Consider the following 13,062-nt stretch of genomic DNA (forward strand, 5'->3'; position numbering starts at 1 on the left):
TGATTCAAAAAAAATCAAGGGTTAGAAAAATATTTAATAAGTTAAAATCTTATTGGACTAGTTTTAGACAAAGTAAAATCGGTAAAATATTATTTAGCAATAGTTTAAGTTATGCAGTTTCCATAGCTTCTATAGCAATTGCAGTTTCCGGGCTTTTTACTCCTATATCACCGATAATTATAGCTGTAGCTGTTGTTTCAGGAGTTAGCGTAGGAATTCAAGCTATAAATGAGACTTTGAAAGTGCATGGTTTGCGTAAACTTCATAAAGAGAATAATTTATTAGTACATAACAGAAATGCTAAAAGTCAGCAAGATTATATATTATCATTAGAACCGAGTTTAAAAGATATTTTGAAAAATGAATTATATACGCCGCAAACGGCAGGCAAGGATGCTACTCAAGATAAGTATGAGTTAAATGTAAATAAATTGAAAAGTACAGGACGAATATTTGGAAATAATTTAGGTGGAGCCGCAAATTTGGCTGCCTCTATTATTAAAGGTGCTAGCGGTAATGTGCTTGATATATTAAAAGCTACGGGTTATGGTGTAGTTACGACCGCATCATTAATTATCGACGGTCTTACTGAAAAGGAAAAAATAGAAATAAAAGCAATATTTAAATTAAATATAAATGAAGAATATAAAAAACAAGACACTCCTATATATGAAAATTTAGAACAATTAGAGAATTATACTAAGAATCAAGTATTGCAAACATTGGCTTTAAAAAAATTAATAACGGATAAGAATTATTGGAGTATGAATAAAGACCAAAAAATACAAAAATTTCGAGAAATAAGAGGTAATTTTAATTTTGAAATAAAAAGAAACGGTTTAGAAGAATTTTTTAAAGAAAATAAAATAACAATGGATAATAGAAAAGAGAGTTATGTTAAAGATATTAAAAATGTAATGAATCCATTTTATGAAAATCCTAGTAAAGCCGAAGGATATAGTCCGTTAACTAAAGCTATGGATAAAGATAAAGTTAATAATGCTGAAATAAAAAGGACAAAAAGTGAAAATTTAAAAAGGATGCAAAAAAGAAAGCGAAATTTAACAATATGAAATGATTATTATAACTCACTGCTAGTTACAAATTTGTAAGAGGTAGTATCGCTAAATATTCTATGCAATAATTCATTATTAAGAGCGTGGCTGGTTTTGTAGCCTTTAATTGAACTTACAACGCTAGTGCCGCTGGTATATAAATCACCGAATAAATCTAATAGTTTATGGCGAACAAATTCATCTTCATAACGTAAGCCGTTTGGGTTTAAGATTTTATCCTGCTCATCTATTCCTATAGCATTCTCAAATGAGGCACCTTGGGCAAGTCCTTTGCTTTTCAAATAGTCAACATCTCTTATAAATCCAAAAGTTCTAGCATCCGCAATATTTTTAGTAAAAGATTCTTGATCTCTAAAACTTAGATTTTGTCTACCTATAGCTTTACTGCTAAAATCAATGGTTAAATCTACAGTCATGTGATCGGAAGGAGTACAATATAATTCACAATCTTTGTGAACTACTTTTATATCTTTTAAAATTTTTAGATATTTTTTAGGAGCATTTTGTAATTTTTTTCCTGCACACTCAATCATAAACACAAAAGATTTACTACTGCCGTCCATAATTGGTACTTCAGGACCATCAATTTTAATAATTGCATTATCAATGCTGCATCCCCAAAGTGCTGCCATTAAATGTTCAATTGTTGAAATTTGAACTTTATGATCATTACTTATAGTGGTAGATAACAAGGTATCGGAAACATTGAAATAGCTAGCTTCAATATAATTATTTTCAGAAGATATATCGGTTCTAATGAATATAATTCCGGTATTTTCTTTAGCAGGTTCTATAGTTAACTGGGTACGTTTTCCTGAGTGAACCCCGATCCCATAACAACTAACCGGTTTTAATAATGTACTTTGCTGCATGCGAGGCTATAAAAAATATACTTAAATATTAATATTTTATGCCATTTTATGCCGAATTATACAAGCTATATTATGTTACAAAATATTACACATATACTCGATGAACTTCAAAAATTGGCTACGTCATCCTACAAGTACTGCGGTACTCACGTATTAAGTATACGCTCCGTTCCTCGTCTTGGGGATTCCTTGCTCTTTTTGAAGTTGATCTTCGTATATGTATTATATAATCGAAGTACAAATTACCCTGAGAAGCAAGTTATGCAGGAAGTCTAATTAAAATCTATACAATTTATACTTAATAAAATACCAAAAATGATAAGCTACAAAACTACCGACTACGGCAAAAACGGAAAATAAGAAATCACTGCCGTTAATGGTGCCGTAAGGTACATGAGATGATAAAGCTCCGGCATATATACCGATGCTGCACATTGAAAAATACGAAAATAAAGCTGTTCTAAGTTCGTAATCTCTAAATTTATCAATTAGTATTAAAATATTGCAAATATAAATGGATCCTAAACAACTACCGATTAGTATTATATATAATATATTAAGGTTTTTACTAGTTCCATGAAGCGGTAGTAAAATAAAGCAGACGAGCAGAATTATAGTTAGTGATAAATTAGCCAAATATTTATTTACTTTGCTTAATATGTAGCATATAGGAATTATAGAAAAACATATTGCTAGAAAAATATATTTTAATATGAGTCTTAAATTAATTAATGCTAATTCTTTCTTTAATGCAAAAGCTTCATAATACCATAATATATCCAAGGTGACATAAGCAACTACGAAGCCTGTCAATAATTGTAATTCGACATTTTTTATTAAGGATGAGAATTTTGAATTTAGATTTAATTTATGAGATGTGGGATTATAATGCAGAAATTCAGTTAGTATATTGATACAATATAACAATGCACAAATTACTATAGTATTATTTGTCGGTTTTATAAATGGATTTAATAAATCTACCATTAAGTTTCCACCCGCCCATAACAACATTATACAAGCTAAAAAAAAATATTTCTTTTCTTTGCTACTCTCAATAATGTCTAATGTTATAGAAGTGAAATATGAAAATGTTCCAAAATTAATTAAAATAAAATTAATTTTAATTAGAGTATAATTATTTAATAAAATGAGGTTTATTGTACAAATAATTAATAAAGATAAGCTAATTAAAATAATTTTTTTATTACTTAACCTATTAATTAATTGTGTTAAGGCAAAGCCTGCGATTATCGAACCTATAAATTTAGTTTGATTTATATGATTTATTTGTTCTCCGCCTAGATTTTTATTTATCAGTAAAAAGATTTTAAAATTATAAAAATTTATAGCATTGATACAGGAAAAAATAAATATTCCCAAAAGCGAGAAAAAAATAGTTTTGTAATCGTTTTTTAAAGTCATAAATTAAGTGTTTGCTAAACATAAATACATGGTATATAACTCATAATTATAATGATTAAGATTATTATCTTAAAAATTAAAGAGATTCGTAATTCCATTATTTAAGTATATATGGATAGTTATTAGATTATCAGCTTTTAATCAAGTATGGTAGTCTTAATTTATAATTTGTATATAATTATTGTTTAATTTTAAAAAAATTAATGAATTAAATAATATGAAAATATTTTAATGTAAGAAAAATAATAATATATTTTTTAGTATTTTAAAGAGGTGTTATTTGAAGTTTATCTAGAATTTCATTTTTGCTCTTTAATCATAGATAAATTATCTATTTAAATAAATTAATACAAGATAAACAATGATTTTTCTTAAGATACAAGCATTATATTAATTATTTGTTCTTCAAGTTAGTGAGCAAGATAAATGAATAAAAAGATTATAATTGATGCTAATTTTCCAAGCGAAACAAGAGTAGTTTTATTAGGACAAAGCAACAATATAGAAGATATTGAATTTCAAACAACTGTAAGACAACAAAATAAAGGTAATATTTATTTAGCAAAAGTCACAAGAATAGAACCATCGCTACAAGCTGTTTTTATAGAGTACGGAATGGATAAAAGTGGATTTTTACCGTTTAGTGAAATCCATCCTAACTATTACAATTTGCCTGCCTCAGAGAGAAATTTTCCGGTTAATGCTTTTCCTGAAATAGCTCTTTCAAATATTACGGTTGAGGATGATAAAGAGAAACCGGCTGCTATATATGATTCTTTGGTTGATAGTGAAGAAATTGACCTAAAAAACATAGAAGATTTAGTAGAGAGTGAATTCCAGTCAGAACTTAATTTAGAAGCGGCTGACGATATTGAAATTATTCAAAGCGGTGTTGAGCAGAACGTTCCGCAGTATAAACAATATAAAGTTCAGGACGTAATAAGAAAAAACCAAATATTATTAGTACAGGTTACTAAGGAAGAACGAGGAAATAAATGTGCCGCTTTTACTACTTATATATCCTTGGCTGGTAAATATTGTGTTTTAATGCCTAATAAAGGTTCGCAAAACGGCATATCACGTAAAATATCAAACGGGGAAGAAAGAAAAAGACTGAAAGATATTTTAAATAAAATAGTAAGCGGTGACAAAAATGCTTACAGCGTCATTGTTAGAACCGCAGGTAGAGGAAGTAGCACCTTAGATTTGAAGAAAGACTATAATTATTTAGCAAGGTTATGGAATAAAATTCGTAAAAGTACTATTAAATTTCCGGCTCCGTGTTTTATTCATGAAGAAGATAGTATAATACGTAAAACCATACGTGATATGTGCGATCACAATGTTAAAGAGGTGGTAATTCAAGGACAAGAGGCTTATGAAGACGCTTCAAAATTTATGCAGGATTTATTACCTTCAGAGCTTTCAAAACTTAAAGAACATAAAAATAAAACTCCTATATTTACTAAGTTTCAAGTAGAAGAGCAATTAGTTAAATTATATCAGCCTGTCGTGACACTACCTTCAGGGGGATATATCGTTATTAATCCTACAGAAGCTCTTATTTCAATTGATGTAAATTCCGGTAAATCAACTTCTGAAAAAAATATTGAAGAAACGGCACTAAAAACTAATTTAGAAGCAGCCAAAGAAGTAGCGAAGCAAGTAAAGCTTAGAGATCTATCAGGTTTGATAGTTGTTGATTTTATAGACATGAGTGAAGCTAAGAATCGTAAAATTATTGAACGATCCTTTAAAGAGTTTTTAAGTCGTGACCGTGCTCGTATACAAACCGGTAATATTAGTCAGTTTGGACTACTTGAATTCTCAAGGCAGAGATTACGTTCTTCTTTCTTAGAAACTAATTCGGCAATTTGTTCTCATTGCAACGGTAAAGGAGTCATTAGAGCAAGTGACGCTAATGCTATGTTAATTTTACGTACTATAGAGAATGAAATTTTTGAAGAAAGAATTGATGTAATAAATGTTTTTACCAATATCGTTTCAGTTATTTATCTACTTAATAATAAACGTGCTGAGATAAAATTTATTGAAGAAAAATATAATATAAAGCTTAATTTTTATTCCGATCCTAATGCTACATCAGATAGTTATTCGATTGAAAAAGTGAAGCTATTGAAGAAAAATAATAATAATGTTAATCCTGTTAAGCCGGTAATTCAGAATCATAGTGCCGATTATACTGAAGAAGAGCCGAAAAAAGAACAGTTACGCAAAAATAAACATAAATGGAAAACAGCTAATAATAGTAATAATATTGCTAATGAAGTAAAAGATAAGAGTTTAGAGGTAAAAGAACCGGTAGAGCAAACCGTAAGCGTTGTGGAAGAGGTGAAAGTTGTAGAAAGTAATGCCGGCTTAGAAGAAGCACAAGCTGTTCCAAAAAAGACAAAACGTAGATATCGTAATAAAAAATCAAATAAGAAACGTCCTGCTAATACCGCCGAAGATACGGAGAAGAATGTAGAGTCTTGATTTGACTGGTGGTTACCGTCATTGCGAGGAGGCATTGTTGCGTAGACCGGTAAAATCCACTGTGTCACCTAGTTCGCTTGACCACGTGGCCCATAAAAACAATAAAAAATACTAATAATTTTAGTATTTTTAACTGGATCCCGTGGTCAAGCCACGGGATGACAGAGGCGAAATTGATCCACGCAACAATGCCTTGCGAGGAGCGAAGCGACGTGGCAATCTAGGATAAATAATAAAAAAATTCTGTAAATCAGAATTTTTAACTGGATTGCTTCGTCGAATTACTTGCGTAATTCTTCTCGCAATGACGGAAAACCCATCCATGCAACAATGCCCGCTTGCAATGACGAGGCAACAAAATAAAAACATAAACTTAAAATAAAAGTGCAGAAGAGTTTAATTACAAAATGGTTGTTTATAAGTTGTATAATGGTCATAGCGATGATTGTTATAGGGGGGATAACAAGGCTTACAGGTTCTGGTTTATCTATAGTTGAGTGGCGTCCGGTAACCGGTATTTTGCCGCCTTTTAGTTTTGAAAGCTGGCAAGCAGAATTTGCTAAATATAAAGCTTTTCCTGAATATAACTCCGTTAATTATGGAATGACTTTATCGCAGTTTAAGTTTATTTATCTGTTAGAGTTTATACATAGATTACTCGGTAGAATTACAGCTTTAATATATATTGTACCTTTAATATATTTTTATTTTAAAGATGTTATAAAAAATCATGACATACTACCTTATATAATTGCTTTGCTATTATTTTGCGTACAAGGTTTTATGGGGTGGTATATGGTTAAAAGCGGTTTGTTGAGTAGCCCTTCTGTTAGTCATTTTCGACTTGCTTTTCATTTAATTATTGCCGTAATTATTTATCATATACTTTTTTATCAATTAATAAAAAATCGTTGTGATATTTTGTTAATACCGTCACAAACAGATTTAAAATTACCATTAATATTTTCCAGTATTGCTATTACTGTAATATATGTGCAAATTTTTTTAGGGGCGATGGTTGCAGGGCTTGATGCAGGGCTGATATATAATAGTTTTCCGCTAATGGGTGATAGTTTTATCCCGATGGAGATAAAAGATAATTTCTTTAATCTTGCAAATTTGCATGATCAGGTTTTTATACAATTCATACATCGTTTAGGCAGCTATAGCGTATTTTTGGTTGTTGTGATTTTGGTAATTTGCTTGTTAAAAATAGAACATCCGAAATTAAATAAGATAGCGTATTTTCTAATGATTGCATTATTGATACAGATATCTACCGGAATAATTACTCTTTTATACTCTGTACCTATAATAATTGCCTCTATACATCAGCTTTTTGCTATAATCCTTTTATCTATAATAATTTGGTGCTATTTTTTAATAAAAAGTAGTTAAAATGTTACTGTGGTTAAGTCGGCATTGTTGCGTGGATACCAAGTCGTCATTGCGAGGAGCGAAGCGACGCGGCAATCCAGAAAAAGATTAAAAAATTCTGTAAATCAGAATTTGTATAACTGGATTGCTTCGTCAAAATTTTCAATTTTTCTTCGCAATGACGAAAAAACTAATACATACAACAACACAATAAAAAGCTCTAAATGATCATCGATGTCAATACTCCTATTCCTTCTAGGTTAGATAAATATTTAAAACGTCTATATCCATTATTGACTCAAGGAGTAATAGAGAAAGCATTACGTCAAAAACAAATTACCGTTAATTCTCAGAAAGCAGAAGCGAGTTTAAGAGTAAAGGGCGGCGATAAAATTTTTATTAACGATAAGTTTAATTTACCTGTTAAGCAACCCGAAAAATTAGTTTTTACCGATGCTGAAATTAAACTAGCGAAGAAAATTACTACCGATTATCTGATATATGAAGATGATAATTTAATAGCTATAAATAAACCTGCAGGTCTTGCTACTCAAGGTGGCAGTAAAATAAATTTATCTATTGATTCTGCATTAAAATATTTGAATTATAAAGGTGCTGATTTTAAGCTAGTACATAGGTTAGATAAAGAAACAAGCGGTTTGCTCTTAATAGCCAAAAATTATTTAAGTAGTGTAAAACTTCATGATGCTTTTAAAGAAAAATTGATTGTAAAAACATATTTTGCTGTAACCTATGGAAAGCCAATTAAAAATGTAGGAGAAGTTAGAAGTAATATAGAGAAGAGTAAGGGAAGTACACCTAAAATTACTGATATTTATAGTGAAAATGGTAAACTTGCCATTACTTATTATAAATTACTTAAATCACTTGATAATAACTTATTTTTAATTGAATTTACGCCGGTTACAGGTAGAATGCATCAATTAAGGTTGCATGCTAAATTATTAGGTTGCCCGATAGTTGGGGATGATAAATATGGTAATAAAGAAATAATGCCGTATAGTAAATATATGTTCTTGCATGCTAATAATATATGTTTATCTGAAAAGATTTTTGGTAAAGAGATTAATTTAGAAGCAAAATTACCGTTTTATTTTACTAGACGTCTTACATAAATTGCTTCTAAAGGTAATTTGTACGTCGAGCCTAGACTCGAATCTGCGCGATTGCTTGTGTATGCTGCGGTTCGAGGTGAAGTGTCTCTTTCAAATTCCTCTTTATTAGCGAACGTTTGTAAGACGTCTACTGATAAGTTTGTGGAGTGTTGAAGTTATGATTCGTAGATATTTTTTGTTGCTGCTTTTTTTAATTACTAATAGTATTGATTGTTTTGCAGATATACAGCAAAGAATCAATGAAGCAGAAAAAGAATATATAAGTAATAGATTTTTAAATGCCGTTTTTATGTTTGCCGATGATTATAAACCTTTATTAACCGGTGCTAAAGGAATCTTTGCTTTAAACGGTGAGCAATTAAAAGCAAATGAAATGATGCCTATTGCTTCTGCTACAAAGCCTTTTACGGCAGCAGGAATTTTAAAATTACAAGAACAGGAATTATTAAATATTAACGATAAAATCTATAAATATCTTGATCCGGAAATGTGGGGTGGAAAAGTACCGGATTGGGCGTATAAAATATCTATCCATAATTTATTAACGCATAGTAGCGGTATTGCTGAATATTTTAGTTTTGTTAAACTTGATTTAAATGTGCCTAAGAAAGAGATTTACAAGAAAATATTACAATTTGTTTCTTCTAAACCTTTAGAAATATCTATAGGGAAAAAATTTAAATATAGTAATACTAATTTTGTTATACTCGGTATGATTATCGAAAAGGTTGCTAAAAAAGATTTAGCTAACTTTTTTTATGATGAATTTTTTAAACCTCTTAATATGAAATCTACTAGCTTTGCTTCATATAGTGAAGCCGCTAGAATCCAAAAGAACGTTATTAGTTCTAATTATCCGGTAAGATATTTTTTAACGCCTAATAATAGTAATAAACCTATATTTACTCCTGTAACTGCTGATTTTTTAGCAGTTCCTTGTGCTGACGGTGGTATAATATCAACACCGGTTGATCTTATTAAATGGTATAGGGCATTAAATGAGGGAAAAATTCTTTCTAAGAAGTCGTATAAACTTATGACTACTAAATATTTTTTAGCAAAAGATATAGAAGGGCGTAAGTCTTATATGGGTTACGGTATTTTCCTTACGGATCTTGATTCTAAGCATTTAATGATTCATTATACCGGAAAAGCCCTTGGAATACAAAGTGAAGCAGGATATGTTTTGCCTGATAATCTTTATTTTGCTATACTCAGTAATACTATGATTAAAATTCCTGAAGAAGAAAAAGATAAAATTGACATGAAAAATCCTTTAAATCAACTTGGAATAATTTATCTCAGAGATGCAATAATAGGGGCAGCTATAAAAAATTGATTAGACTTCTTGTATAACCTATCTTATAAAGAGGAATTTGAAGGAGACACTTCACCTCGAACCGCAGCGTACATTTAGTACGTGAGGATGCGAGTACCGGATCGACGTACAAATTACCTTTAGAAGGAGGTTATACAAGAAGTCTAATGAAGATAGTTACATGGAATATCAATTCATTGCGTCTGCGGATCGATTTATTAAGAAAATTAGCACATGAGCATCAACCGGATATTATTTTACTTCAGGAAACAAAAGTAGATGATTCGCTATTTCCTCTTGAAGTTATTAAAAATATAGGCTATGAACATGTAATATATGCAGGACAAAAATCATATAACGGTGTTGCTATTATTTCAAAATTTCCTTTGAATAATGTTTTTTCATTGGAGTTATATAATAGTGATAAAAGGCATATAGCAGCTATAGTTAATGATATAGAAATACATAATTTTTATGTTCCTGCCGGTGGTGATATACCTGATATAGAGGTAAACTTAAAATTTAAGCATAAGCTCGAATATGTAAGGTTAATGCAGGAATGGTTAACTACTAACCGTACTAAAAACGATAAAATTATCATTGTTGGGGACTTGAATATTGCACCGCTAGAACATGATGTATGGTCTAGTAAGCAGTTGAGAAATGTTATCAGCCATACCGATATTGAACGCTCGTTATTGGTAGAGCTACAAAACTCGTTAGGTTTTATTGACAGTAGTAGACATTTTGTTCCACTTGACGAAAAATTCTATACTTGGTGGAGCTATAGAAATATAGATTGGAAAAAATCTAACAGAGGTAGAAGGCTTGATCATATTTGGGTTAGCGATAATTTAAAAGATGCATTATTTTCTATGCATTTACTACCAGAAGCACGTGATTGGCTGCCACCTTCGGATCATGTACCGTATTTTGTGACATTAAAAAGCGTCATTGCTTGCGTGGATACTGAATTGTCATTGCGAGGAGATGCGTAGCATCGACGAAGCAATCCAGTTAAAAATTCTAATTTACAGAATTTTTTTAATCTTTTTCTGGATTGCCACGTCGCTTCGCTCCTCGCAATGATGTTTAAGATTATAAGGAGTAATTAGTGGATATAAGCTCAAGAAAATATAAGCCGATAAAGGAAGAATATATAAAAAGCTTTAAAGATATGCTACTACTGCGTCGTTTTGAAGAGAAATGCGGGCAGTTATACGGTATGGGAGAAATAGGCGGTTTTTGTCATTTATATATAGGACAAGAAGCAGTAATTTCTGCGGTAGATATGGTTAAACAAAAAGGAGATAGTACAATTACTAGCTATCGTGACCATGCTCATATTATTTTAGCGGGAACAGAGCCTAAATATGTTCTTGCCGAGCTTATGGGGCGAGCTACAGGCTGCTCGAAAGGTAAGGGTGGTTCGATGCATTTATTTGACGTACCGAACAAATTTTACGGTGGACACGGTATAGTCGGAGCTCAAGTACCTATAGGCACAGGGCTTGCTTTTGCTGAGAAATATAATGGTACGAATAATATTTGTTTTACTTTTTTAGGTGATGGTGCGGTTAATCAAGGTCAAATATATGAAGCCTTTAATATGGCTGCTTTATGGGGTTTACCTGTAGTTTATATTATTGAAAATAACGAATATTCGATGGGGACGTCTGTAGCACGTTCTACCTTTATGCGTGATTTATATAAAAAAGGGGAATCGTTTGGGGTTAAAGGATTTCAGTTAGACGGTATGGATTTTGAAGAAATGTATAATGGAGCTAAACAAGCAGCCGAGTATGTTAGAGAAAATAGCTTTCCGTTAATATTGGAGGTAAAAACTTATCGTTATCGTGGGCATTCGATGTCCGATCCGGCAAAATATCGTAGTAAAGAAGAAGTTGAGCAATATAAAGAACGTGATCCGCTAGTGATAATAAGAAAAACGATACTCGATAATAAATATGCAACCGAAGCGGATTTAAAAGAAATAGAACAGTTGGTAAAAGAAATTGTGAAAGAAGCAGTAGAATTTTCAGAAAACTCACCACTGCCTGATGAGGGGGAGTTGTATACACAGGTGTATTATTAAGGCGTCATTGCGAGGAAATTACGTAAGTAATTGACGAAGCAATCTCCTTATTATTTTCTGAGATTGCCACGCTCCTTTCAGTCGCTCGCAATGACGTTTAATTTAATCAAATAAAAAAGAAAAATGCAAATAACGGTACGTGAAGCATTGCGTGATGCGATGCAAGAAGAGATGATAAGAGACGACAAGGTTTTTGTCATAGGCGAGGAAGTTGCAGAATATCAAGGAGCTTATAAGGTAACTCAAGGATTACTAGAGCAATTTGGTCCTAAGAGGGTAATTGATACACCGATAACGGAATATGGTTTTGCAGGGCTTGCAGTTGGAGCAGCTTTTGCAGGGCTTCGTCCGATTGTGGAGTTTATGACCTTTAACTTTGCTATGCAAGCATTCGATCATATAGTTAATTCAGCTGCAAAAACGCATTACATGTCAGGCGGGCAGGTCAAATGCCCTATAGTATTTAGAGGACCAAACGGAGCAGCAAGTAGAGTAGCTGCTCAACATAGCCAAAATTATACAGCTTGTTATTCCCATATTCCAGGGCTAAAAGTAGTAGCCCCTTATAGTGCCGAAGATCATAAAGGCCTTATGCTTACGGCCATTAGAGATGATAATCCGGTTATTTTTTTGGAAAATGAGATTTTGTACGGTCATAGTTTTGACGTACCGGAAACAATTGAGCCTATACCTTTTGGTCAGGCAAAAATTTTAAGAGAGGGTGGTAATGTTACTATAGTGACTTTCTCAATTCAAGTAAAACTTGCCCTAGATGCCGCAAATATTTTACAGAATGATAATATTGATTGTGAAGTTATTGATCTTCGCACTATTAAACCGCTTGATACGGATACAATAATAGAATCAGTGAAAAAAACTAATCGTTTAGTTATAGTAGAAGAAGGGTGGTTTTTTGCCGGCGTTGGAGCAAGTATAGCCTCTATTGTTATGAAAGAAGCCTTTGATTATTTAGATGCACCGATAGAGATTGTCAGCGGTAAAGACGTACCGCTTCCTTATGCCGTTAATTTAGAAAAATTAGCTCTGCCGAGCGAGAGCGATGTAATAGAAGCAGTAAAGAAAGTTTGTTATTATAGTGTTTAATATATAGCTTAGTTTTTCCGTCATTGCGAGGAAAAATTGGTTTTGTTGCATGGATACCCAAGTCGTCATTGCGAGCGACTGAAAGGAGCGTGGCAATCTCATAAAGCAAGACTCCTGAGATTGCTTCGTCAAAACTTACAGTTTTTCCTCGCAATGACGATGT

12 protein-coding genes and 2 pseudogenes are annotated in these 13,062 nt (G+C 31.7%); 9 read left to right on the forward strand and 5 right to left on the reverse strand.

Annotated features, from left to right (window positions below; genetic code table 11):
- The first annotated feature begins 2 nt into the window (after nucleotides 1–2).
- On the forward strand, nucleotides 3–1,073 hold the full coding sequence (locus BN1174_RS05650; RefSeq protein WP_040258061.1) for a hypothetical protein: 1,071 nt from the start codon (nucleotides 3–5) through the stop codon (nucleotides 1,071–1,073).
- 8 nt (nucleotides 1,074–1,081) lie between these two features.
- Here BN1174_RS05650 and lpxC read toward each other — a convergent pair whose 3' ends face one another.
- Together lpxC and BN1174_RS05660 are read right to left on the reverse strand one after the other, a co-directional pair.
- Entirely contained in the window at nucleotides 1,082–1,948 is an 867-nt protein-coding gene (gene lpxC / locus BN1174_RS05655) for a UDP-3-O-acyl-N-acetylglucosamine deacetylase (RefSeq protein WP_040257212.1), read from the reverse strand.
- Nucleotides 1,949–2,224: 276 nt separating this feature from the next.
- Complete coding sequence (locus BN1174_RS05660) at nucleotides 2,225–3,373, reverse strand: MFS transporter (protein WP_040257213.1); 1,149 nt, start codon at nucleotides 3,371–3,373, stop codon at nucleotides 2,225–2,227.
- A gap of 426 nt (nucleotides 3,374–3,799) precedes the next feature.
- Between BN1174_RS05660 and BN1174_RS05665 the strand changes: the two genes are divergently transcribed.
- A complete protein-coding gene (locus BN1174_RS05665; RefSeq protein WP_040257215.1) occupies nucleotides 3,800–5,869 on the forward strand; it encodes an Rne/Rng family ribonuclease in 2,070 nt (689 codons plus the stop codon).
- Between the two features lie 129 nt (nucleotides 5,870–5,998).
- On the opposite strand, the gene BN1174_RS10100 is transcribed toward BN1174_RS05665, so the two are convergent.
- On the reverse strand, nucleotides 5,999–6,238 hold the full coding sequence (locus BN1174_RS10100) for a hypothetical protein (protein ID WP_156138506.1): 240 nt from the start codon (nucleotides 6,236–6,238) through the stop codon (nucleotides 5,999–6,001).
- Between the two features lie 15 nt (nucleotides 6,239–6,253).
- Between BN1174_RS10100 and BN1174_RS05670 the strand changes: the two genes are divergently transcribed.
- Together BN1174_RS05670 and BN1174_RS05675 are read left to right on the forward strand one after the other, a co-directional pair.
- Nucleotides 6,254–7,267 (forward strand): COX15/CtaA family protein, encoded by a 1,014-nt coding sequence (locus tag BN1174_RS05670; protein ID WP_040257217.1) that lies wholly within the window; start codon nucleotides 6,254–6,256, stop codon nucleotides 7,265–7,267.
- A gap of 203 nt (nucleotides 7,268–7,470) precedes the next feature.
- A complete protein-coding gene (locus BN1174_RS05675) occupies nucleotides 7,471–8,382 on the forward strand; it encodes an RluA family pseudouridine synthase (protein WP_040257219.1) in 912 nt (303 codons plus the stop codon).
- On the opposite strand, the pseudogene BN1174_RS09025 reads toward BN1174_RS05675, so the two are convergent.
- Nucleotides 8,364–8,516: pseudogene (locus BN1174_RS09025) on the reverse strand (palindromic element RPE1 domain-containing protein); the annotation flags it as partial. The gene BN1174_RS05675 and the pseudogene BN1174_RS09025 sit on opposite strands and share 19 nt — an antisense overlap.
- Nucleotides 8,517–8,539: 23 nt before the next feature.
- Here BN1174_RS09025 and BN1174_RS05680 point away from each other — a divergent pair.
- From BN1174_RS05680 to BN1174_RS05695, 5 genes and pseudogenes are all read left to right on the forward strand, one after another.
- Nucleotides 8,540–9,721, forward strand: a complete 1,182-nt coding sequence (locus tag BN1174_RS05680; protein WP_040257221.1) for a serine hydrolase domain-containing protein — start codon at nucleotides 8,540–8,542, stop codon at nucleotides 9,719–9,721.
- A pseudogene (locus tag BN1174_RS13150) lies at nucleotides 9,722–9,850 on the forward strand (palindromic element RPE1 domain-containing protein); the annotation flags it as partial.
- Between the two features lie 17 nt (nucleotides 9,851–9,867).
- A complete protein-coding gene (gene xth, locus BN1174_RS05685) occupies nucleotides 9,868–10,698 on the forward strand; it encodes an exodeoxyribonuclease III (RefSeq protein ID WP_040257223.1) in 831 nt (276 codons plus the stop codon).
- Between the two features lie 116 nt (nucleotides 10,699–10,814).
- The gene (gene pdhA / locus BN1174_RS05690; RefSeq protein ID WP_040257225.1) at nucleotides 10,815–11,795 is read left to right on the forward strand and encodes a pyruvate dehydrogenase (acetyl-transferring) E1 component subunit alpha; all 981 of its coding nucleotides are present in this window, start codon (nucleotides 10,815–10,817) and stop codon (nucleotides 11,793–11,795) included.
- A gap of 123 nt (nucleotides 11,796–11,918) precedes the next feature.
- The gene (locus BN1174_RS05695; protein WP_040257227.1) at nucleotides 11,919–12,899 is read left to right on the forward strand and encodes a pyruvate dehydrogenase complex E1 component subunit beta; all 981 of its coding nucleotides are present in this window, start codon (nucleotides 11,919–11,921) and stop codon (nucleotides 12,897–12,899) included.
- Here BN1174_RS05695 and BN1174_RS09030 read toward each other — a convergent pair.
- Nucleotides 12,820–13,053, reverse strand: a complete 234-nt coding sequence (locus BN1174_RS09030) for a hypothetical protein (RefSeq protein ID WP_156138507.1) — start codon at nucleotides 13,051–13,053, stop codon at nucleotides 12,820–12,822. The genes BN1174_RS05695 and BN1174_RS09030 overlap by 80 nt on opposite strands.
- Nucleotides 13,054–13,062 lie beyond the last annotated feature (9 nt).

The sequence above is a fragment of the Rickettsia hoogstraalii genome (genome assembly GCF_000825685.1).
GTDB classification, from domain to species: Bacteria; Pseudomonadota; Alphaproteobacteria; order Rickettsiales; family Rickettsiaceae; genus Rickettsia; species Rickettsia hoogstraalii.